This is a genomic window from Streptomyces ortus (assembly GCF_026341275.1).
GTDB lineage: Bacteria > Actinomycetota > Actinomycetes > Streptomycetales > Streptomycetaceae > Streptomyces > Streptomyces ortus.
This window is the reverse complement of record NZ_JAIFZO010000002.1, coordinates 8,241,070-8,261,103: the sequence shown is the minus strand read 5'-3', so window position 1 is coordinate 8,261,103 and position 20,034 is coordinate 8,241,070. Positions and strand designations below refer to the sequence as shown.

The following is a 20,034-nucleotide window of genomic DNA, read 5'->3' as shown; positions in this document are numbered from 1 at the left end:
ATGCCGCGGCTCGGGGCATCGGGGAGTGCGCCGTCCGTGGAACGGGGGCGGGGCTGTACCGTTCCCATGGGTGACGTCCCGTCTGTTTCCGACCGTCCGAGGCTCCGTGCGACGACTCATTGCCCGCCTCTGGCGGCTCCTGCGCCCCTTCCAGACCCGCATCGCGTGGGCTCTGAACGCCAAGTTCGTGGTCGGCGTGATCGGTGTCGTGCGCGACGACGAGGGCCGGGTCCTGCTGCTCCGGCACCGCATGTGGCCGCCGAACCGCCAATGGGGCCTGCCGAGCGGTTTCGCGCACAAGGGCGAGGACTTCCGGCACACCGTGGTTCGCGAGGTCGAGGAGGAGACCGGTCTCGATGTGGAAGTCGGCCGCCTGGTCATGCTGAACAGCGGCTTCCGCACCCGCATGGAAGTGGCCTACGAGGCACGACTCCTCGGCGGTGAACTGCGCCTCGACCCCTTCGAGATCCTGGAAGCCCGCTGGTGCCGCCCCGATGACCTTCCTCAGGGCATACAACCCGTGTGTCTGCCCCTGATACGCGGCGAGACGACCGCCTGAGAGCGTCGTGGGCCCCCGGCACGGACGCCGATGTACTCCTCCGCCGCGCCGCAGTCACCCCGCTCTGCGGATGCGCGTACGAGTGACCTGCGTGAGCCTGAAGTCATGACAGATCCGCGCGTGCCCTCACAGGAAACGCCCCCGGCAGAGGGTTCGATCGCCGAGGCACACGAGGAACGCGCGGACGGAGGGATGTGGGAACACCCCGGTGTCTGGGTCTGGCTGATCGTCCTCGGTGCCGTGATCGTCGCCGCCTTCTTCATTGCCCGCATCTTCGCTCTCTGACGTCTTCGCGGGTCATACCCCCAGCGGGGTAGCGGAGCGAACGACGGAGTCGTACGTACGGGCGCCGATCCACCGGCCTGTCAGGACGTCGTCCGGGCCTCCCGGCTCCCCGGAGAACAGCGGGGTGGCGGGGCGGGAGGCTTCGCGGCCACGGGCCAGGGTGATGTGCGGCTTCCAGGTCCCGGGGGCATGGATCGGATTCAGCCGAGGTGAGCGGCCTGACTGGGCAGACCGGCGTCCGAAAGGACGCGCCACACATCGCGTACGGTCCGGTCGGTCGCCATGTCGGGCAGGAGCTCGACAGTCTGCATAGGGCCAGCGTACGACGGGGCCATGGGCCATGGGCCGTACGTGGGTGTCGCCGGCGTCGTGCGATCAGCCACTCGGGAAGATCGCGACGCGGGCCTCGCCGGCCAGGTCGGCGACGGTGGGTGAGATGCCGGCAATCCTGCGAAGGAGTTCCAGGTCGTTGAGGACAGTCTCGGGATCGTCTTCGAACGCCTCTACGTCGTCGATGCCCATCTCCGGAAACACCTTGGTGATCGCGTCGGGATGTGTGCCCTCGACCTCGCAGAGGCTGGACAGGTGCATGGAGGCCAACTCCACACCGTCGCGGCTGACGCTGAAGTGCTCGGTGCTGAGGCTGCGGAAGGCCGAGACGGCGAACGTGCCCACGGACAGGTCGGGCCGGTGGACGCCTTCGTTGCCGATGTCCTCGACCAACAGGGCGTGCGGGCCGAGGGCGAAAGCCGCGACGACGTGGGTCTTGTGGTGGTCGACTTCCTCGAAGGCGGCGCGATTCAGGAGCTGGTACCAGGTGGAGGTGCTGATGTCGTCGTCCGCCGCGCCGAACCGGCGCAGCGCTTCGTGCGGTGTGACGTTCTGGATCAGAGTCACGCAGTAGTGCTCGCCCATGCCGAGGTAGTCCATCCAAGGTTCCGGCACGTCGGAGGGCTCATATGTGGGCTCGGTGTCGACGGGCCGGTAACCGCTCGGAAAGAAGCCCTCGTGTTGCACCCACACGACTGCATCCTGCTCGTCCACGAGTACGGGCACCCATGTGGACCACCCGCCGAGGTTGAGGAAGCGCCAGGTGAGTTCGGTCCCCGGCAGTTCGAGGGCACGAGCCTCGTCCGCGGACAGGCCTGTCGATCCGGCGCCGCGGTCACGGCGGCAGTCGAGCCCTCCGTCAGGACGTCGGACGACGGTGCGGTTGCCGTTGTCCGACAACAGGAAGCGTCCGTCGGTGATCGCCGACACCGGCGCCCTGTCTCCCAAGGACTCGGACAGGCCGTACTCGCCCCGCATGCGGAACCTCCCCTGGAACACTGCGACTTGGCGCACACTGTAGTGGTCCGGCGGCCGTGCCGAACGGCCACCCAGGAGGGTACGCGGCAACGTCGGCCTCAGGTCGCGCGGATCGTGCGGATCGGGCGGATCGGACGGTTCACGTGACGGCATGTGACGGCATGTGCTGCTTATCGCGGGGAAGGCGGCTGAGCACACCTACAACATGTGCCGGTCACGGTCAGCGGAAAGCGAGGCCCGCGGATGGCTCACTACGGTCAGCCCGCCCACCCCTATCCCGGACAGCACGGGAATCCCGAGTCGAGGACCGGCAACGGTCTGGCGATCGCGGCATTGGTACTGGGCATCACAGCCTGCGTGTTCTTCTGGACAGTCTTCGGGGGCATCGTTCTGGGCCTGGTGGGGCTGGTACTGGGAATCATCGGAGCCCGGCGCGCCCGCGGCGGACGGGCTCCGCACCGGGGCATGGCGATCGTGGGCGCGGTCCTGAGCGCTCTCGCGGTCATCGCGTCCTCCGTCATCGTCGCGATCGGCGTCTCCTTCCTCACGTCGGACTCGTTCAAGGACTACAACGACTGCGTCCAGCACGCGGACAGCAAGTCCGACCGCGATCAGTGCGCCAAGGACTTCGAACACGACGTCAACGACAACTGACTCCTCCGGGACTCGCCCCACCGGCCCGTACGAGCCGAGCAGAGGGGTCGGGCCGACGCCGCCGATCACGCGCAAGAAGACGTTCGGCGGCGCCGGTCCGGTCGCGCGGCGAGCCAGACTTGGTGGATGAAGACCAATGCCCCGTGGTCGCTGGCGGTTGCCTGGGACTGGATGGAGGAATGCGCGCGGTCCGCGGACAGCGCGGTGCCCGGCGCACAGGACGTGAACGAGTTGGCGGAGGCGGTCGGCCTGGCCACCCGTGAGTACAGCATGCTGGTGGAGACGGGCGTTCCGCTGCGGGCCCTCCCGGGGTAGTCGAGGCCACCGCAGGACCGGATGTCCCGCACGGGCCCCCGACGCGTTCGCCTGCCTCGCCAAGTCGACTCGGGCACGCGGCACCGACTCGCCGTCGGAGGTCCCAGCCCGCTCCCCCTCGCCGCCGGTAGCGGCGACGCGCACGCCGAACCGCGTCACCGACAGGCGGTCGAGGCGCTCGGCCGTAATCGTCCGCGTATGAAGGCGGTCCGCGCCCGCCTCGTCCACGGTGCGTGGCTGAGCCGAAGCGGACGCCGCGAGGGTGCCCGGGTCCACCTGTGCATCGCTCATGAGCCGTAGCTGTTCGCGTCGAGGGACGTGTGGGGCTTCGTGCACCGGGCCGCCCGTGAGCTGACGGCGGGTTCAACGGCATCTCAGGGCCCTTTTCGACAAGGTCGGTGTCGCCTTCCACAGTCAGCCGGGAACGGGCGGGGTCGTCGAGTCGTCGGCCCCTGCCCGGCACGGAGTGGCCGGTTCTCGTGCGTGAAGCCTCGCGGCCCTCCACTACGCTGCACATCCAAAGAACGGACAGAACGTAAGGAAGATCACAAGACGGACATGCGGTGGGTCGATTCGGGGAGGGGCCATGAGGGTCTACGAGGCCATCGTCAAAGGGCTGGAAGGGATCGGGGTGAAGACCGCCTTCGGCGGTGCCGGGGAGAGCGTGGCCGACCTGATGCTGGCCCTGGAGGAGTCGCGGGGGATCCGGACGGTCATCGCCCGTAACGAGCAGGCCGCGTCCTTCATGGCCTGCGGCGAGGCCATGTACACGGATCGGCTGGGCTTCTGCTTCGCGACGGCGGGCCCGGGCGCGTTCAACCTGATATCCGGGCTGAGCGTGGCGATGACCGACTCCTATCCGGTGCTCGCCGTCTCGGGCTACGCGCGGATGGAGTGGGAGGGGTGGGGAGCGCTCAACGAGACCTCCGGCGTGCACCGCACTCCCGACTCCCGGACCATGTTCGCGGCCACGACCAAGAAGTCGTTCCTGATCTCCGACCCGTCCGACACCTGCGACCTCCTGGAGGAGGCCGTCAACACCGCCCTGCGGGGACGGCCAGGACCGGTGCACCTCCATGTGGCCAGCGACCTGAACGAACGCGGCACCGAGGTGAAGAACTTCCGGTCCCTGCGCCTCGACGTGGCCCGCGTACTGCCCGACCCCGCCCGGGTGGAGGAGATCGCCTCGGTGCTGGCGGACAAGCTCCGACAGCACAGGCGGATCGTGCTGCTCGCCGGCTACGGCGCGGTACGCAGCGGAGCCGGGCCGGAGATCAGGCGGCTGATCGAGCGGTTCCAGATCCCCCTGGTCACCACGCTCGACGGCAAGGGCATCGTGTCGGAAGCGCATCCGCTCGCCGTGGGTGTCTTCGCCGACAGCGGTCACTCCAGCGCCTGGAAGGCCTTTCGTGAGGCCGATGTCGTCCTGGCCGTCGGGAACTCCTTCAACCAGCACGCCACCTTCGACTTCCGCGGCGACCTCTTCGAGGACAAGCTGCTCATCCATGTGAACATCGACGGGGGTGAGTTCGAGAAGAGGTACCGGGCCGACCATACCCTGCTGTCCGACGCCCGCCCGGCGGTGGCGGCGCTCGTCGACGCCCTGGAACGGCGGGTCAGCGAGGTGCCGCGGGCCGAGGTCGACGGCCAGGACTACGAGGCCCGGCGTATCGTCCGGCTGCCCGGGAAGCTCCATCCCGGGCAGCTCGCCCAGGCGATCGGCCGGATGCTGCCGCCGCAGGGGATCCTCCTGGGCGACGCGGGCGCCCACACGGCCTGGCTCGGCTACTACGTGGAGCTGGAGGACGGGCAGCACTTCCGCAAGGCCGGTTCCTTCGGGCCGATGGCCGGAGCCGTCAACAGTGCCATCGGCGTACAGCTCGCACACCCGGGACGTACCGTCGTCGTCGGTTGTGGTGACGGCTGCTACGCGATGAGCGGTTTCGAGCTGATGACCGCCGTCGAGCACGAGATCCCCGTCATCTGGGTCATCTTCAACGACGAGGAATTCAAGCTGATCAAGCTCTACCAGCTGTCCCAGCACGGGGAGTCCGCGCTCACCGGGTTCCGCAACCCCGACTACGCGGCCTACGCGCGCGCGTGCGGTGCGGACGGCCACCGGGTGGAGACGCTCGACGAGTTCGAGGACGCCTTCCGCAGGGCGCTGAGCTCCGGTCGGCCCACGCTCATCGACGCCCACATCACCCGGTGGGCCGTGCCGCACTACAGCCCCTCACCCGACGGCGTGATCGCCGGTCTCGTGGAGGCCGCGGAAGAGCGCTACCGGGAGGACTGAGAAGAACCGAACCAGAAGGGGGAGCCATGTCCGACGCGGATCTGGTTCTGGAAGGCGGCGGGGTACGCGGTCTGGGCACCGCGGGTGCGGTGATCCGGCTGCTGGAGGAGGGATACACCTTCCAGCGCCTGGCCGGCACCTCGGTGGGTGCCATCGCCGCGGCCTTCGTGGCGGCCGGCATGGGCGCCGAAGAGCTGCGCGAAGTCATGGAGGAGCTGGAACTGAGCCTGATACCCGACCGCGACCGGCTCGGAAGGTGGCCCATGCCGGGCGTTCCGATGCTGAGCGAGGGCCTTTCACTGCTTCGCAGGCACGGGGCGTACCAGGGTGCGTGGATCCATGGCTGGATAAGGGACGTACTCGCCAGGAAGAAGGTCACCACCTTCGCCGACCTGCGACGCCAGGACAGCGGTGACTCCGCGGGGCTGGCCGAGGACCAGAAGTACAAGCTGGTGGTGATGGCCACCGACGTGACGCGCGGCCGGCTGCTGCGGCTCCCCTGGGACTACCACCTGTACGGCCGCAGGCCGGAGGACCAGTCGGTGGCCGACGCCGTACGGATGTCGCTGTCGATTCCCTTCTACTTCCAGCCGTGCACCCTCACCCACTGCGGGACCGGCCAGGATTCGGTGATCGTCGACGGCGGGGTGCTGTCCAACTTCCCCGTCGAGGTCTTCGACCGCACCGACGGGGAGAAGAGCCGCTGGCGGACGATCGGGGTACGCGTCCTGCCCGATCTGCCCGCGGGCGCGGCCCAGTTGTTCCCGCTCACGGCCCTGAAGCTGTTCCCGTTGCTGCAACTGCTCCAGGAGGTCATGACGACCGCCGTCGTGGGCAACGACCAGAGCCATCTGGAGCGCTCCGAGGTACGGGAGCGGACCATCGCCGTCGACCTGCCGGACGTCGGTGTCACCAACTTCGGCCTGTCGCTGCCCGAGCGGCAGGAGGCCGTCCACCGCGGCTGGCAGGCGGCCGACGCCTATGTGCGGCGGTGCCCCACCGACCCTCGTTGACTGCCGGATCGACGGTCGGGTCGGCGGAGAGCTCACCGATGAGTTTCCGTGCGCGGGACGGTCCACATCGGCATGGACAAGACGCCCTCGCACCCGATGACTGACATCGCCCGCCGCATGTACGAGCTCCTGGAGCCGATCTGCCTGGTCACCTTCTTCGCCGACGAGTGCAACGAGGAGCTGGCCGCACTCGGTCACCGCACCTACTGGGACGGCTACTTCGCCAGCCGCGCCGCACCGCTGGGCCGCGTGCCGGCCCACGTCGTGCACGCGGCCTTCTACAACTTCGCCGACGGGGAAGCCGCGCGGCACATCCCCAGCGCCTGGGCGACGATCCCGCCCGAGGCCTCCGTCGCCGCCCGGGAGCGGGGCAGCGCGGCCTCCCTGCGGCGCATCCTCGGCGAGCAGCTGAGCGCCTCCCCGGGCCTGGTGCGCGCCGCGGACCTGACCACCAAGGCCGCCACGAGCGCCCCCGTCGAAGGGCGGGTGATGTACGCCGGTATGCGCACCCTTGAGGTACCCGGCGACCCCGTCGCCCGGCTGTGGCATTCCGCGACGATGCTGCGCGAGCACCGGGGCGACGGGCACATCGCCGCGCTCGTGGGCGCGCGCATCGGGGGGACGGAGGCCCATGTGCTCTCCGCTCTGGAACAGGGCATCCACCCTCCGGAGTCCTTCGGACGCATCCATCACCTGCCGAAGGAGCGCCTGGCCGCGGTCATGGACGGATTGCGCGAACGGGGACTCATCGACGTCGACGGCCACTTCACCGACACCGGCCGCGCGACCAGACAACGTGTCGAAGCCCTCACCGACGAACTCGCCGCCTCGCCCTACGAGGCCCTGTCCCCCGCCGAACTCGACGAACTGATCACCGAGCTCGAACCCATCACCGCGACCCTGCTGGCCACAGGCTCGCAGTGACCCGCGGCACTACGCGCCGTCGTTGCCGTCCTTGCCCTCACGCAGGGCGTCGATCATGCTTCGCAGACTCCGGAACGCGGCTGACTGTTCGGTCTGCGTCATGCCTGCCAGCATCCTGACCTCGACGGACCGGACCGCCGCGGTCGCCTTCTCCAAGCTGCGTCGGCCGCGGGGCGTGAGCCGCGTGGGAAGAGCCTTTCCGACGGGGGCCGCCGCGGGCCTGGTCACATAGCCCTCTCGTTCCAGGTTCTGGAGCAGCACGTTCATCGACTGCCGTGTCACGAACGCGCCCCGCGCGAGCTCGGAGTTCGACAGGCCCGGCCGTTGGGCCAGCAGCTCAAGGCAGGAGTAGTGCGTCACGCTCATCCCGAGTGGCCGCAGCACCTCCTCCATGGCCGCGCGCAGGACACTCGACGCCTCTTTCAGCAGGTAGCCCAGAGACGTCTCCAGGTCGACACCGTCTTGTTTCATGTCAGGATTCTGACATACAGTGGCCTGTGTCAGAAACCTGACACGTCTGTCACCGCAGAAGGAGCAGCATCATGCCCGCCACCGGTCCCGACTTCATCTCGCTCCAGGCACGCGACCTCGCCGCCTCGCAGGCGTTCTACGAGCGGTATCTCGGTCTCGTCCGCTCACCCGCCGGTCCCCCGCACGCCGTCGTCTTCGAGACGAAGCCGATCGCGTTCGCACTCCGCGACGTCGTTCCCGGCACCGACCTCGCATCCGTCGCCCAGCCCGGCATCGGTGCCGCGATCTGGCTCCACGCCACCGACGTCCAGGCCATCCACGATGCGTTGGCCGCCGACGGCCACACCATCGTCTCCGCGCCGGTCGACGGACCCTTCGGCCGAACCTTCACCTTCGCCGACCCCGACGGCTACCAGGTCACCCTCCACGACCGCGTCTGACCGGCCGGCCGGTCAGACGGCCGCACCGCACCCCACCACTCCCCCGGCCGACCGCGGCACACCACGTCACACCGCCAGCAGGCGCAGGGTGTTGCGCCGCTGGAGTGACTGCCACCGGCGACAGGTCTCGTAACGGGCAGGAATCAGCGCATCCGTTAACAGGCCCGCGACAGAAGCACTGGTGTGCAGGTGACCGAGAGTGAAGGGGAGTTGTGCATGCTGGGACTCCGGCCCACCGCGGCGGCATCGGCCGCGCCCGTCGACAGTCCGCCCACGGCCCTGGCGGCCGTGGGCGCCGTCGAGGCGGAGCTCGGGCATGTACTCGACAGCAAGATGCGCGGGGCCTTCGATGTGGACGAGGTCTTCGCACAGGACGTGGCCGGCCGGGTGACCTCGTTCGTCCGCCGGGGCGGCAAACGGCTGCGCTCGGCGTTCGCGTGGTGCGGCTGGCGGGCAGCGGGCGGCTCGGGCGACCCCACCGCGCTCCTGCGGACCGCGGCGGCCCTCGAACTCGTACAGGCGTGCGCTCTCATACACGACGACGTCATGGACGGGTCGCCGCTCCGCCGGGGCGCGCCGGCCGTCCATGTGGAACTGGCCCGTATGCACCGGTCCGCGCGGATGACCGGCTCACCGGAGGCGTTCTCGACCTCCGTCGCGATACTCGCCGGTGACCTCGCCCTGGTCTGGGCGGACGACGTGCTGACCGAGACGGCGCTCGGTTCGCCGCACGGCGCGCGGCTGTTCCACGAGTGGCAGGCGATGCGTACGGAGATGGTCGCCGGCCAGTACCGCGACATCCACGCGCAGGCTTCAGGATCGTCCGGCGTCGACGAGGCCGTGAGCATCGCCACGCTCAAGAGCGCGCTGTACACGGTCGAGCGGCCCCTGGCGCTGGGCGCGTCCCTGGCCGGTGGCGACGACCACACCCTGAGCGCCCTCCGTTCGGCCGGGCGCTGCGCCGGGCTGGCCTTCCAGCTGCGGGACGACCTCCTCGGCACATACGGCAACCCGGACATGACCGGCAAACCGGCCGACGACGATCTGCGGAGCCGCAAACTCACCTATCTCCTCGCGGTCGGCCTGTGGCTCGCCGACGTCGCCGACGACGAGGAGGCGGCCGACGCACTCGGCCCCGGCGCCCACCTCCGGTCGGACGACGCGGTGGACCGGATGCGAGCGGCGCTGGAGCGGACCGGAGCGAGGGACGTCGTGGAGTCCAAGATCTCGGAGCTGGCGGCGACGAGCGTGCGGCACTTCGCGGGAGCCACGTCCGATCCCGGCGTGCGGCGGGAGTTCACCACCTTGGTCGAGCGCGCTTCGGGCGTCGTCCTGGGACACACCGGGGAGGCGGCATGAGGACGGTGGCGGGGCCGACGGACCACGTCGTCGTGGTGGGCGCCGGGCTGTCCGGCCTCGCGTGTGCGCTGCACCTGCTGGGCTCCGGCCGCCGGGTGACCGTCGTCGAACGGGACGCCGGCCCGGGCGGCCGGGCCGGTCACGTCCGCATGGGCGGCTTCGAGGTGGACACCGGCCCCACCGTGCTGACCATGCCGCAGCTGGCCGACGAGGCCTTCGCCGCCGTCGGTGACAGCCTCGCCCGGCACGTCGAACTGACGCCCCTGCACCCGGCCTACCGGGCGTCCTTCGCGGACGGGACCTCGCTCGACGTGCACACGGACGGCGAGGCCATGGAGACGGAGGTGCGGCGGTTCGCGGGCCCTGCCGAGGCGGCCGGTTACCGCGAACTGCGGGACTGGCTGGAGCGGCTGTACCGGGCGCAGATGCGGCGCTTCATCGACACCAACTTCGACTCCCCGTTCCAGCTCCTCCACCCGGACCTGGCCCGGCTGGCCGCGCTGGGCGGCTTCGGACGGCTGGACCGCCGTATCGGCCGCTTCCTCTCCGACCCCCGGCTGCGCCGTATCTTCTCCTTCCAGGCCCTGTACGCCGGAGTGGCTCCGGCCAGGGCCCTCGCGGCGTACGCGGTGATCGCGTACATGGACACCGTGGCCGGCGTCTGGTTCCCGAAGAACGGCGTCAACGCGCTGCCCCGGGGCATGGCGGACGCGGCGGCCGGGGCGGGCGCCGACTTCCGCTGGTCGACCGAGGTGACCTCGCTCGAACGGAGCGGCGGCCGGGTGCGTGCCGTCCATGTCGCCTCGGGCGAGCGCATCCCGTGCGACGCGGTGGTCCTGACCTGCGAGCTGTCCACGGCGCACCGGCTCGTCGGGCGGGCCCCCCGCCGCGCGGTGGGGCTGCGGCACTCCCCCTCGGCGGTGGTGCTGCACGCGGGCACCGACCGCACCTGGCCCGGCCTCGCCCACCACACCCTCTCGTTCGGCGCGGCCTGGGAGGGCACCTTCGAGGAGCTGACCCGGTCGGGGAAGCTGATGAGCGACCCGTCCTTGCTGATCACCCGGCCGACGACACACGACCCCGGCCTCGCCCCGCCGGGCAAGCACCTCCACTACGTGCTGGCCCCGTGCCCGAACACCGACCTCGGCCCCTCCGCCGAGGCCTGGCGGGATCTCGGCCCCCGTTACCGGGACAGTCTGGTCGCCGAGCTGGAACGCCGGGGCCTGCACGGATTCGGCGACAGCGTGCAGGAGGAGCTGCTGGTGACGCCGCTGGACTGGGCGGCCCAGGGGCATGCGGCGGGCAGCCCGTTCTCGGTGTCCCACACCTTCGCCCAGACAGGACCGTTCCGCCCCCGCAATCTGGTACGCGGTCTGGAGAACGTCGTGCTGGCCGGCTGCGGCACCACACCGGGCGTCGGAGTGCCGACGGTGCTCATCAGCGGAAAGCTCGCCGCCGCACGCGTCACGGGCGGCGACTCGAGAGGCGTCACAGGCGGCGCCCGAGGCCGTGGCCGCCGTATCCGTCCCGTACCGCGCGCGGCCCCCGCCGCCGCGGTCCCCACCGAGGAAGGCGCTCATGACCCGTCGTGAGCTGGACGCCGCAGACATCACCGATCCCGCCCTGCGCGCGGCCTACACCCACTGCCGGCAGCTCAACGCCCGCCACGGCCGGACCTACTTCCTGGCCACCCGCCTGCTCCCGGTGGAACGCCGCTCCGCGGTCCACGCGTTGTACGGTTTCGCCCGCTGGGCGGACGACATCGTGGACGACCTCGAACGGCACCGGACCCCCGACGAGCGCGACCGGCTGCTGCGGCGGCTGGAGAGCGACCTCGCGCACGGGCTGCGTACCGGCGGCGGGGACGAGCCGGTGGTCAGGGCCGTGGCAGACACCTCGAGCCGGTACGCCATCGAGCACACGCTGTTCGCCGACTTCCTGGCGTCGATGCGCAGCGACCTGCACATCACCGACTATCCGACCTACGCCGACCTGCGCGCCTACATGCACGGCTCGGCCGCGGTGATCGGACTGCAGATGCTGCCCGTGCTCGGTACGGTCACCGCTCGCGAGGAGGCGGCCCCGCACGCCGCCGACCTGGGGGTGGCCTTCCAGCTCACCAACTTCCTGCGCGACGTCGGTGAGGACCTGGACCGGGGCCGGGTCTACCTGCCCATGGACCTGCTCGTGGCCCACGGCGTGGACCGCCCGCTCCTGGAGTGGAGCCGCCGCACCGGTCGCCCCGACGCGAGGATCCGCGCGGCGTTCGTCGCCGCCGAGGCCATGACCAGGGAGGTCTACCGGGCTGCGGAGCCGGGCATCGCCATGCTCGACCCGCGGACGCGGCCCTGCATCCGCACCGCGTTCACCCTCTACGGCGGCATCCTCGACGCGATCGCGGACCAGGACTACGCGGTGCTGCACCGCCGCGCGGTCGTCTCCCGCGGGCGCCGGGCGGCGACGGCTGCCGCGGGGATCGCCGGCATCACGAGAGCGCGATGGGGCGCTCGCACCTCCCGACGGACAGCGCGGGCGGACGTCAGGCCCCTGCGGCGGAAAGGTCCCGTGCGATGAGTGACCGAGCGAACCGGCCCGGTTGGACGCCACCGTTGCGGCGGCGGCGCCGGTCGAACTGGGCGGCACAGCCCCCGACGTGGCAGGAAGCACGCCCGGCGGTCATCTCCGACGCGCTCAAACGGGCCTCCTCCCGGCCGTCCGGGAACTGGTTCGTCGTGGGTGCCTCGCGGGACGTGCGCGCCGGTGGCCGCCCCTGCGGCCGGACGGTCGGCGGCGTCGAAGTCGTGCTGTGGCGGTCGGAGACGGGCGAACTGAGGGCCGGCCCGGGCGCCTGCCCGCACCTCGGCGCCCCGCTGCGCGACAGCCGGGTCGTGTGCGGCACGCTGGTGTGCCATTGGCACGGGCTGGCCCTGGACGGAGGGTCGTTCGCCGGCTGGGATCCGTTCCCCGCGTACGACGACGGTGTACTGGTGTGGGTCCGGCTGGACTCGGTCGGCGGCGAGGATCCCACCGAGCGGCCCGTGGTGCCGGAGCGGCCGGCGGCGGGCAGTGGTGTGGACGCCGTCTTCACGGCCGTCGGCCGGTGCGAGCCGCAGGACGTGGTCGCCAACCGGCTGGACCCGTGGCACGGTTCGTGGTTCCACCCCTACTCGTTCGTCGATCTGACGGTGACCCGTCCGCCGCTGGGCGAGGAGGACGACGCGTTCGTCGTCGACGTCTCCTTCCGGCTGACCGACCGTCTGGTGGTGCCGGTGCGGGCGGAGTTCACGGCTCCCGGACCGCGTACCGTCGTGATGCGGATCACCGAGGGTGAGGGCACCACGTCCGTGGTCGAGACCCATGCCACGCCGCTGACCGCCGAGGGCGAGGACCGGCCGCGGACCGCCGTGGTCGAAGCGGTCGTGGCCGCCTCGGACCGGCGGGGTTTCGCCGTGGCACGGGCCGCCGCGCCCGCTCTCCGCCCGTTGATGCGCCGGACGGCCGGCCGGTTGTGGCGCGACGACCTGGCCTACGCGGAGCGGCGCTGGTCGTTGCGCAGCACGGGCCGGTTCCCGGGCTGAGCGGGGAGGTGCTCGGCGCGGGCGGGGCTCAGCGGCCCCCTACCGCGCCGAGTGCTCTCAGTACGGGCGAACGGCCCGCCCGGGGCACCGTCCACAGGACCTGGCCCCGGACTCCCCAGCCGGCCAGCAGCGCGTTGGCCGCCAGGAAGCCGGTCGTCGCGGCGCGTTCCATGAGGGCCACGGGCAGGTCGCAGCGGATCGCGTCACCGGCGAGCGTGACCTGCGGGTGCGCGGTGGTGACGGTGGGCCGCCGGGTGTAGGAGCCGACCGGGAAGAGCGGGCAGTCGGCGCGCCATTCGTGCCGGGCGTCCAGGATCCGCGCCCCGCGGGTCTCCGGATACACCTCGTGCAGGCGGTCGACGAGGCGGTCCTGTACGGCTTCGGGGCGCGCGCCGTCGGGAACGGCGTAGGCGTGCAGTTCCACCACCGCGCCGCCGACGCGGGCCGACCACCGGGCGGCCTCTTCCTCGTAGCGGTCCAGGACGCTGATGTTGTCGAGGCCGTCGTAGCCGCTGGTGCCGAGGAACGCGGCACGGTCGGCGCGGACCGGGCGGTCCAGCCAGAGCCGGGAGACGAGGAACCGGGGTGCGGTGCGCAGGCCGGCGATGTCGTCGCGCCAGGCGGCGGTGCCAAGACCGGGTGACGCCGCGACAAGGCTTCGCAGGGCACCGACGTCGAGGGCGAGGACGGTCGCGTCGTGACGGTCCTCGGCGCCGTCCGTCCGCACGTCCACTCCCCCGTCGTCGCGCGGGTGGACGGCGCGCACCGGTGTGCCGGTGCGGACCCGCGTCCCGAGGCGCTGGAGGTAGGCGCCGAGGGGGTCCCACAGCGCCTGGGGAAAGGGAGCGGTCGGTACGTCGAAGAGCAGGCCCTCGGACGAACCGAGGAAGTAGATGTGGAACATCAGCAGCAGTTCCGCCGCGGACAGTTCACGGGGGTCGGCGAAGAAGCTGCGGGAGAACACCTCGAACGCCAGGTGGTGCGCGGCCTCGGGGAAGCGGACACGTTCGAGGAAGTGGGTCGCGCTGATCGAGTCGAAGCGCTCGTAGACCTCGGGTACGCGGACGTCGAGGAGGGGCAGTGCGGCTCTGGGGTCCATCGCGGCGAGGTCGCGCCAGCCGAACGTGGGGCTCAGGGCGACGAACCCGAGGGCGCTGAACGGCGGGGTGCGCGGTACGCGGGCGAAGCTGTCGGTCAGTCCGCCGCTGTGCCGCAGCGGGTAGTCGGGCACCTGCCGGAGGCGTTCGAGGTGGGGATCCGTTCGCCGCAGCAGGCCGCGGAGGTTGTAGTACTGGCGGAAGAACGCGTGGAAGCCCCGGCTCATGGTCGCCTCGCCGCCGTCGGCCAGCCGGGTGGGCCAGCCGGCGAGCCGGCCGCCGAGCGACTCCTCCCCTTCGTAGAGGGTCACTCGGGCACCTCGTTCGGCCAGGAGGGTGGCCGCGGCGAGGCCCGCGATCCCGCCACCGATCACGGCCACACGCGGGGTGTCCGCGGAGGGGAACCGTGTCAGGCCGGGCGCAGGCAGTACGACCTCGGCCTTGCGGTCCCGGCCCCGCCGGACGGCACGTCGCGGGCCGTTCACCGTGCGTTCTCCGCCGTGGCGGCCGAGCCCTCGCGGGCCAGGAAGGTGTGCACGATCCCGGTCTGCCAGCCGGCCACGGGCAGGGCGCGTACGGCCGAGAACCCGGCGCTCCGCAGCCGGTCGCCGAAGGCGGGAACCGTGTCGAAGTCGAGGACGCTGCGCCACAGGTGGCGGTACAGGTCGCGGTCGCCGCTGAACGTGCCCGCAGGGATGATCACGCCGCGGCAGACAGCGGTCCACAGGGCCCGGTGGGCGGCGGAACCGCTGAGGCTGTACTCGTGGACGGCGAGCCGGCCGCCCGGCCGCAGCAGGGTCCGAACGGTCTTGAGGACGCCGTCCGGGTCGGTGACGTTGCGCAGGAGATAGGCGGCGAACACCGCGTCGTAGGGCCCCTCGTCCGCGGCGGCCAGCGCTTCGGCCGTCATGTGCTGGAAGCGCACGCGGGCGGGCCAGGGTTTGGACTGCGCGCGGGTCAGCATGCCGGACGACGCGTCGACCGCCGTGATACGGGCAGCGGGCGCGGCCTTGAGCAGCGCCCGGGTGGAGGCTCCCGTTCCGCATCCCAGGTCGAGAATGTGCAGACCGGCGCCGCCCCGGGGCAGCCGCAGCCGTCGCGCCGAACGCAGCAGATCGGTGCGGTATCCGGGGTTGAGGGCCGTGAGCCGGTCGTAGGAGTGCGAGGCGTGGTCGAAGGCGAGTGCCAGGTCGTGGTCACGCAACAGGGTCATCGGTGGCTCTCTTTGATTCGTGGGACCGGGTGGGTACGGCGCGGCAGGAAGGGGAGTTCGACGGCGGTCCGCAGCATGGGGCCCACGGGGGTGCGCAGGCCGATACCCCACTCCTCGCGGAGCGAGGTGCGTCCGTCCAGGAAACGCAGCAGCCGCTCCGGCGGTACGCGGCGGAACAGACCGGTGAAGAAGCCGGGGCCGTCGATGCGCCCGGTGTCCAGAGCGCGCAGCAGGATCGCGTCCATGGCCAGTACGCGCCGCGCGTGCGGCCGGGGCGCGAGGGCGCGGCCGTCGCGCAGGGCGGCGGCGATGGCCAGGCTCTGCCGCTGCACGGCGGCGAACGTGTAGCCGGTCGCCGGGCGGGTGGCGCCGCCGGCGGTCCCGATCCGGGAGACGGCCGGGCCGATCCGGCGCGGGAAGCGCGCGTCGGTCATGGGGATGACCCCCTGCTCCGCCGTCTCGACGGTGAACGCGCCGAGCTTGAGGATCTCCCGGCAGTAGTGTCCGAGCGCCGACTCGTACGCCGCACGGGTCAGCGGGGCCCGGGAGAACTCGGTGTACTCGACGAGCGCGTGGCCGGGCGCGAGCGGCAGTACGTAGCCGAAGGCGAGGCCGTGGCGCGGCTGCGGCACCCGGAAGTCCATCAGGTCCGCGACCGCCGGATCGAACCGGTCGGTGTCCGTGCGCACGAACCAGCCGCGGAAGTGCTGGAGCAGGTGCGTCCGGGCCGGGGGCAGGGCCGGCAGGGGGCGGGAGTCGAACACGTGGCGGGCGTGGAGTGTCAGCGTGCGGCCGTCGGGCGCCGTGCATTCGACGGCCGCTCCGCCGGGGGTGTCGCGCACCGCGTCCACCGTCGCGCGCACGACGCGCGCGGCGGGCGAGCCGGCCAGCCTGGAGTGCACCCAGTGCTCGTAGGCCGTGGAGCGGAGCATGCGGTAGCGCAGCGGGGACGGATCGACGGTGATCACGCCGCCGTCGGCGTCGTGGATGCGCAGCCGCGACCAGGACGCGCCGACCGCTTCGTCGAGCTCATCGGTGTCCGCGTCCCAGTAGCACCAGGTCCGCTCGGGCGGGCGCAGAGGACCGTCGGGCGCCTCCACCAGGGTCACCGTCGGTGAACCGTTCGCGACCAGGCGCTGCGCGAGGCTGAGGCCGGACGCGCCGCCGCCCACGATGATCACGTCAGACACGTCAGACACGTCAGACACGTCGTCCGGAGCGCCGGAGCCCCGGGTCACCGGGCGCGCCGTTCGACGACCGGTGTTCCGTCGGCTGCCGTGCGCAGCAACTCGGCGTCCAAGGCCATCGCGTCCGCGACGGCTCCGACGACGGCGCGCGGATCGCCGCCCGCGGGCAGCGGTGGGGCCGTGCCCACGACGGCGCGGTCGGCGAAGCCGGTGTCCAGGTGGGCGGGCCGGACCTCCAGGACGCGGATGCCCGCGGTTCGTGCCTCGCGGCGCACGGCATCGAGCCAGGCACGCAACGCGGCCTTCGACGCGCTGTAGTCGGCCATCCCCGGCTGCGGACGTTCGGCGACCACGCCGGTGAACGCGACGATCATGGAGCCCGGTTCCATGGTGGCCAGCGCGGCACGGAAGAAGGCCGCGGGTGCCAGTGCGTTGACCGTCATCACGTGCTCGGCGACCTCGTCACCGACCGCCGTCGCCTCTCCGAAGGCGACCGTTCCGAACACCGTCACGACGGCGTCCAGCCCGCCCAGGGCCTCCGCGGCACGGGTCACGGCACGAGCGCAGGAATCCGGTGCGTACGCGTCGAACAGGACGGTCGGGGCGCCCCGGCAGGCCCGGGCGGCGCGGGCGAGTCGGGCCTGGTCCCGTCCCGCGAGCGCCGGACGCGCGCCACGGCCGACAAGCTCCGCGGTGAGCGCGCCGCCGAGGGCACCGGTGGCTCCGGCCACCAGCACCCGCGCGCCGTTCATGTCCACGTCTCACTCCCGATCACGTGCGGGCGCGACCGCGCCCCTTCCCACACCAGTGGTTCCGCGAACCGGCCGCCGACGGATGCGCCGCGCGGCGACCAATCGAAGTCAACCGCACCACCCGTCCCGGTACCAGCACCGGCGGGCGGTGCCCCTACGATGAGCGCATGACCGCACCCGCCCGCCGAGCAGGCCGCCGCCCCGCCGGGCGGTTGTTCGTTCTGCTGGTCCTGGCGGTGCTGGCCGGTGTGCTGGGCATGCACGCGCTGGCACCCGGCGGGGTCTCGGCAGCGGAGACCGGTCACGCGATGGTGGTGGCCGCTGCGGACGACGTGCCGCACGCGGACGCGGGTTGCTCGCACACCGACGGCGGGTCGGGTCACCTCGCTCACGCGGACGGCACCTGTGCGGCGGCCGGTACGAGTGCGGCGTACACCCCGCCGGCGCTGGCCGACGCGGTCCTTGACGTACCCGCCGCCGCTTTCCCCGTCGTGGCGGTCACCGGCTGGACCCATGCGGGCCGGGCCCCGCCCGATCTGTCCGAACTGCAGCTCCTACGGATATAGAGCCCCCGCACGGCACCGGCACACCTGTGCTCGGTGCCGTTCTCGCGCTCGCTCTCACTGTCCGTGACCTCGCGTGCCCTCGCACGGGCGCGCGTCAAGGAGTTGCACCCTCATGATCTGCAAGCGTTCACTTGTCCGCCGCACGGCCGCCGTCACGGTCGCGAGTGCCGCGGCCCTCGTCCTGGCCGCCTGTGGTGGCGACGGCACGTCCGGGCACGACGGCCACGGCGCCGGCTCCGGTTCGGGGTCCGCATCCGCCTCCGCATCGTCGGCGGCGGCGGCGTCCGGGAAGCACAACGCGGCCGACGTGACCTTCGCCCAGGGGATGATTCCCCATCACCGCCAGGCCGTGGAGATGGCCGAACTCGCCGAGGGGCGGGCGCGGTCGGCCGAGGTGAGCGAACTCGCCGCAGCCATCAAGAAGGCCCAGGGGCCGGAGATCAGGACGTTGTCCGGTTGGCTCACGTCCTGGGGTGAGGACGTGCCCGCCGAGGGCGGCATGGACCACTCCGCGCACGACATGGGCTCGATGATGACGGACGAGGAGATGACCGGACTCGAGAACGCTTCGGGTAAGGCCTTCGACACCGCCTTCCTCAAGTTGATGATCAAGCATCACGAGGGTGCGGTGACGATGGCGAGGACCGAGCAGGCCGACGGCGCGTCCGTCGCCGCCGTGCGGCTGGCCGGTCGGATCGTCACCGCGCAGAGCACCGAGATCGACCGGATGAACACGCTCCTCGGCAGGGCGTCTTCGTGCGGGGTGACCTGCCGATCCACCCCACGCGACCAGCGGCGTCGGACGGCTGACCCGCTCGACGGTGTCGGCGCCGGCCCGCCCGTCGCTCACCCGGCCCGCGGGCGTTTCGAATGTGAACAGCGGGAACCTGGGATGTATGACAAACCACGATGACGACTCGCACACGCACCACGCGCCCGGATCCCAGCCGAGCGTCCGTCCCGGTTCCGACGAACCGCAGACCGTCCCGGTGCCGACACCTCCCGTCGCGTGGGACAGCGAGCCCACGGACCCGGCGGACCGTACCGACGACGAGGCGGAGGAGGAGCGGACCGCCGCCCACAAGGACCCGAAGACGACATCACGGGACGAGTGATCCCGCCCCTCGCTGACGGCTGACAAGCTCAGCGGGCCACCGCGCCCGCACGGAACTGTTCGGCCAGGAGGTCCAGTTCGGCCACCGTGGCGGGCGAGGCGTCGCTGAGTCCGCTGTGCACGGCCGTCGGGCTCCGCAGGAAGCGCCGGAACAGGGCCACGAGCAGCCCCTGTGGCAGAGTCCGCAAGGCGGCGAACGCGCGAGGTACCGGCGGCGTCGCCATGGCATCGAGGTTGCGCCGTATGGTGTGGACCATGCCGCGGACCGCCTCGGGATCGCCGGCCAGCCGCACCGGTCCGCCCGCCGCGTGCACCGCTTGGCCGAGCGGGACCGCGAAGGCGGCGTGCGTCCTGAGCCAGGCATCCATCCGCGGTTCGGCCTCGGCGTTGAACCCGGCGGTGCGAAACGTCTCCACGATCCGTTCCAGTCGGGGGGTGGTGCGCCCGTCGGGCTCGCCGATCGGCATCGCGACCCGCCGGGTCAGGAAGTTGGTCCTGCGGTAACGCACCACGTCGCCGTCCATCGTGCCGCCCGCCGCGGGGAAGCCGAGCAGCACCCGCTCAGGGCCGATGACCTCGCCCAGCGGGTGCGCTCCGGCCGCCCAGCCGTGGAGGAACAGCACGTCGCCCTCGACCCGGGCAAGTGACTCCAGTACCGCGTCCACCTGGTGGCTGCGGACGACGACGGCGATCAGGTCGTACCCGTCGTCCGGCTGCCCGACCACCGGTACGGGTATCCGTGTGACAGTCGGGCCGTCCTGCTCGGCGAGTTGCACGCCGTGCCGACGCAGGGCGGCCAGGCGCTCGCCCCGGGCGAGCAGCGAGACGTCGTGACCGGCCTCGTACATCCGGGCGGCGAACTGGGTGCCGCACACTCCGGCGCCGTACACGAGCAGTTTCATG

21 protein-coding genes and 1 pseudogene are annotated in these 20,034 nt (G+C 71.7%); 15 read left to right on the top strand and 7 right to left on the bottom strand.

Annotated elements, in window-relative coordinates; all coding sequences use genetic code 11:
• Nucleotides 1-106 precede the first annotated feature (106 nt).
• Together K3769_RS39090 and K3769_RS39085 are read left to right on the top strand one after the other, a co-directional pair.
• Nucleotides 107-559 (top strand): NUDIX hydrolase, encoded by a 453-nt coding sequence (locus tag K3769_RS39090; RefSeq protein WP_267030950.1) that lies wholly within the window; start codon nucleotides 107-109, stop codon nucleotides 557-559.
• Nucleotides 560-664: 105 nt separating this feature from the next.
• Nucleotides 665-844, top strand: a complete 180-nt coding sequence (locus tag K3769_RS39085) for a DUF6480 family protein (protein WP_267030949.1) — start codon at nucleotides 665-667, stop codon at nucleotides 842-844.
• Between the two features lie 375 nt (nucleotides 845-1,219).
• Here the strand turns inward: K3769_RS39085 and K3769_RS39075 are convergent, their stop codons facing one another.
• The gene (locus K3769_RS39075) at nucleotides 1,220-2,152 is read right to left on the bottom strand and encodes a DUF6461 domain-containing protein (protein ID WP_267030948.1); all 933 of its coding nucleotides are present in this window, start codon (nucleotides 2,150-2,152) and stop codon (nucleotides 1,220-1,222) included.
• A 243-nt stretch (nucleotides 2,153-2,395) separates the two neighbouring features.
• Between K3769_RS39075 and K3769_RS39070 the strand changes: the two genes are divergently transcribed.
• The 5 genes from K3769_RS39070 (at nucleotide 2,396) to K3769_RS39050 (ending at nucleotide 7,354) form a co-directional block, all read left to right on the top strand.
• Nucleotides 2,396-2,806: a DUF4190 domain-containing protein gene (locus K3769_RS39070; protein ID WP_267030947.1), complete on the top strand. Its 411-nt coding sequence runs from the start codon at nucleotides 2,396-2,398 to the stop codon at nucleotides 2,804-2,806.
• Nucleotides 2,807-2,932: 126 nt separating this feature from the next.
• Nucleotides 2,933-3,121: a hypothetical protein gene (locus K3769_RS39065; RefSeq protein ID WP_267030946.1), complete on the top strand. Its 189-nt coding sequence runs from the start codon at nucleotides 2,933-2,935 to the stop codon at nucleotides 3,119-3,121.
• A gap of 586 nt (nucleotides 3,122-3,707) precedes the next feature.
• Nucleotides 3,708-5,417 (top strand): thiamine pyrophosphate-binding protein, encoded by a 1,710-nt coding sequence (locus K3769_RS39060; RefSeq protein ID WP_267030945.1) that lies wholly within the window; start codon nucleotides 3,708-3,710, stop codon nucleotides 5,415-5,417.
• A 26-nt stretch (nucleotides 5,418-5,443) separates the two neighbouring features.
• On the top strand, nucleotides 5,444-6,430 hold the full coding sequence (locus K3769_RS39055) for a patatin-like phospholipase family protein (protein ID WP_267030944.1): 987 nt from the start codon (nucleotides 5,444-5,446) through the stop codon (nucleotides 6,428-6,430).
• A 48-nt stretch (nucleotides 6,431-6,478) separates the two neighbouring features.
• The gene (locus K3769_RS39050) at nucleotides 6,479-7,354 is read left to right on the top strand and encodes an SCO6745 family protein (RefSeq protein WP_267030943.1); all 876 of its coding nucleotides are present in this window, start codon (nucleotides 6,479-6,481) and stop codon (nucleotides 7,352-7,354) included.
• A 9-nt stretch (nucleotides 7,355-7,363) separates the two neighbouring features.
• Here the strand turns inward: K3769_RS39050 and K3769_RS39045 are convergent, their stop codons facing one another.
• Nucleotides 7,364-7,825 (bottom strand): MarR family winged helix-turn-helix transcriptional regulator, encoded by a 462-nt coding sequence (locus K3769_RS39045; protein ID WP_267030942.1) that lies wholly within the window; start codon nucleotides 7,823-7,825, stop codon nucleotides 7,364-7,366.
• A gap of 71 nt (nucleotides 7,826-7,896) precedes the next feature.
• Between K3769_RS39045 and K3769_RS39040 the strand changes: the two genes are divergently transcribed.
• The 5 genes from K3769_RS39040 (at nucleotide 7,897) to K3769_RS39020 (ending at nucleotide 13,202) form a co-directional block, all read left to right on the top strand.
• Entirely contained in the window at nucleotides 7,897-8,265 is a 369-nt protein-coding gene (locus K3769_RS39040) for a VOC family protein (protein ID WP_267030941.1), read from the top strand.
• A 216-nt stretch (nucleotides 8,266-8,481) separates the two neighbouring features.
• The gene (locus K3769_RS39035; protein ID WP_267030940.1) at nucleotides 8,482-9,624 is read left to right on the top strand and encodes a polyprenyl synthetase family protein; all 1,143 of its coding nucleotides are present in this window, start codon (nucleotides 8,482-8,484) and stop codon (nucleotides 9,622-9,624) included.
• A complete protein-coding gene (locus tag K3769_RS39030; protein WP_267030939.1) occupies nucleotides 9,621-11,216 on the top strand; it encodes a phytoene desaturase in 1,596 nt (531 codons plus the stop codon). Before K3769_RS39035 ends, K3769_RS39030 begins: the two co-directional genes overlap by 4 nt.
• A complete protein-coding gene (locus K3769_RS39025) occupies nucleotides 11,203-12,198 on the top strand; it encodes a phytoene/squalene synthase family protein (protein WP_267030938.1) in 996 nt (331 codons plus the stop codon). Before K3769_RS39030 ends, K3769_RS39025 begins: the two co-directional genes overlap by 14 nt.
• Nucleotides 12,195-13,202, top strand: coding sequence for a Rieske (2Fe-2S) protein (locus tag K3769_RS39020; protein WP_267030937.1), 1,008 nt, complete (start codon nucleotides 12,195-12,197; stop codon nucleotides 13,200-13,202). Before K3769_RS39025 ends, K3769_RS39020 begins: the two co-directional genes overlap by 4 nt.
• 28 nt (nucleotides 13,203-13,230) lie before the next feature.
• Here the strand turns inward: K3769_RS39020 and K3769_RS39015 are convergent, their stop codons facing one another.
• Genes K3769_RS39015 through K3769_RS39000 form a run of 4 tightly spaced genes read right to left on the bottom strand, consistent with a single transcriptional unit; the run spans nucleotide 13,231 to nucleotide 17,451 of the window.
• Nucleotides 13,231-14,784 (bottom strand): FAD-dependent oxidoreductase, encoded by a 1,554-nt coding sequence (locus K3769_RS39015; RefSeq protein WP_308216453.1) that lies wholly within the window; start codon nucleotides 14,782-14,784, stop codon nucleotides 13,231-13,233.
• Entirely contained in the window at nucleotides 14,781-15,512 is a 732-nt protein-coding gene (locus tag K3769_RS39010; protein WP_267030936.1) for a class I SAM-dependent methyltransferase, read from the bottom strand. The genes K3769_RS39015 and K3769_RS39010 overlap by 4 nt, the downstream gene beginning before the upstream one ends.
• Nucleotides 15,509-16,702 carry a lycopene cyclase family protein gene (locus K3769_RS39005; protein WP_267030935.1) on the bottom strand — a complete coding sequence of 398 codons (1,194 nt, stop codon included), beginning with the start codon at nucleotides 16,700-16,702 and terminating at the stop codon, nucleotides 15,509-15,511. Before K3769_RS39005 ends, K3769_RS39010 begins: the two co-directional genes overlap by 4 nt.
• A gap of 44 nt (nucleotides 16,703-16,746) precedes the next feature.
• The gene (locus tag K3769_RS39000) at nucleotides 16,747-17,451 is read right to left on the bottom strand and encodes an SDR family NAD(P)-dependent oxidoreductase (RefSeq protein ID WP_267031738.1); all 705 of its coding nucleotides are present in this window, start codon (nucleotides 17,449-17,451) and stop codon (nucleotides 16,747-16,749) included.
• Between the two features lie 167 nt (nucleotides 17,452-17,618).
• Here K3769_RS39000 and K3769_RS38995 point away from each other — a divergent pair, with 167 nt between their 5' ends.
• The 3 genes and pseudogenes from K3769_RS38995 to K3769_RS38985 all read left to right on the top strand — a co-directional run bounded on the left by K3769_RS38995 (nucleotide 17,619) and on the right by K3769_RS38985 (nucleotide 19,132).
• Nucleotides 17,619-18,017: a DUF6153 family protein gene (locus K3769_RS38995; protein ID WP_267030934.1), complete on the top strand. Its 399-nt coding sequence runs from the start codon at nucleotides 17,619-17,621 to the stop codon at nucleotides 18,015-18,017.
• Nucleotides 18,018-18,129: 112 nt separating this feature from the next.
• Nucleotides 18,130-18,765: pseudogene (locus K3769_RS38990) on the top strand (DUF305 domain-containing protein); the annotation flags it as partial.
• A 148-nt stretch (nucleotides 18,766-18,913) separates the two neighbouring features.
• The gene (locus K3769_RS38985; RefSeq protein WP_267030933.1) at nucleotides 18,914-19,132 is read left to right on the top strand and encodes a hypothetical protein; all 219 of its coding nucleotides are present in this window, start codon (nucleotides 18,914-18,916) and stop codon (nucleotides 19,130-19,132) included.
• A gap of 28 nt (nucleotides 19,133-19,160) precedes the next feature.
• Here the strand turns inward: K3769_RS38985 and K3769_RS38980 are convergent, their stop codons facing one another.
• Complete coding sequence (locus K3769_RS38980; RefSeq protein ID WP_267030932.1) at nucleotides 19,161-20,033, bottom strand: ketopantoate reductase family protein; 873 nt, start codon at nucleotides 20,031-20,033, stop codon at nucleotides 19,161-19,163.
• Nucleotide 20,034 lies beyond the last annotated feature (1 nt).

Excerpts from the sequence above, each read along its gene's own strand:
- K3769_RS39085 (WP_267030949.1), top strand. The coding sequence starts at position 665 with ATGACAGATCCGCGCGTGCCCTCACAGGAAACGCCCCCGGCAGAGGGT.
- K3769_RS39075 (WP_267030948.1), bottom strand. The coding sequence starts at position 2,152 with ATGCGGGGCGAGTACGGCCTGTCCGAGTCCTTGGGAGACAGGGCGCCG.
- K3769_RS39070 (WP_267030947.1), top strand. The coding sequence starts at position 2,396 with ATGGCTCACTACGGTCAGCCCGCCCACCCCTATCCCGGACAGCACGGG.
- K3769_RS39065 (WP_267030946.1), top strand. The coding sequence starts at position 2,933 with ATGAAGACCAATGCCCCGTGGTCGCTGGCGGTTGCCTGGGACTGGATG.
- K3769_RS39060 (WP_267030945.1), top strand. The coding sequence starts at position 3,708 with ATGAGGGTCTACGAGGCCATCGTCAAAGGGCTGGAAGGGATCGGGGTG.
- K3769_RS39055 (WP_267030944.1), top strand. The coding sequence starts at position 5,444 with ATGTCCGACGCGGATCTGGTTCTGGAAGGCGGCGGGGTACGCGGTCTG.
- K3769_RS39045 (WP_267030942.1), bottom strand. The coding sequence starts at position 7,825 with ATGAAACAAGACGGTGTCGACCTGGAGACGTCTCTGGGCTACCTGCTG.
- K3769_RS39040 (WP_267030941.1), top strand. The coding sequence starts at position 7,897 with ATGCCCGCCACCGGTCCCGACTTCATCTCGCTCCAGGCACGCGACCTC.
- K3769_RS39035 (WP_267030940.1), top strand. The coding sequence starts at position 8,482 with ATGCTGGGACTCCGGCCCACCGCGGCGGCATCGGCCGCGCCCGTCGAC.
- K3769_RS39030 (WP_267030939.1), top strand. The coding sequence starts at position 9,621 with ATGAGGACGGTGGCGGGGCCGACGGACCACGTCGTCGTGGTGGGCGCC.
- K3769_RS39025 (WP_267030938.1), top strand. The coding sequence starts at position 11,203 with ATGACCCGTCGTGAGCTGGACGCCGCAGACATCACCGATCCCGCCCTG.
- K3769_RS39020 (WP_267030937.1), top strand. The coding sequence starts at position 12,195 with ATGAGTGACCGAGCGAACCGGCCCGGTTGGACGCCACCGTTGCGGCGG.
- K3769_RS39010 (WP_267030936.1), bottom strand. The coding sequence starts at position 15,512 with ATGACCCTGTTGCGTGACCACGACCTGGCACTCGCCTTCGACCACGCC.
- K3769_RS39000 (WP_267031738.1), bottom strand. The coding sequence starts at position 17,451 with ATGAACGGCGCGCGGGTGCTGGTGGCCGGAGCCACCGGTGCCCTCGGC.
- K3769_RS38995 (WP_267030934.1), top strand. The coding sequence starts at position 17,619 with ATGACCGCACCCGCCCGCCGAGCAGGCCGCCGCCCCGCCGGGCGGTTG.
- K3769_RS38985 (WP_267030933.1), top strand. The coding sequence starts at position 18,914 with ATGACAAACCACGATGACGACTCGCACACGCACCACGCGCCCGGATCC.
- K3769_RS38980 (WP_267030932.1), bottom strand. The coding sequence starts at position 20,033 with ATGAAACTGCTCGTGTACGGCGCCGGAGTGTGCGGCACCCAGTTCGCC.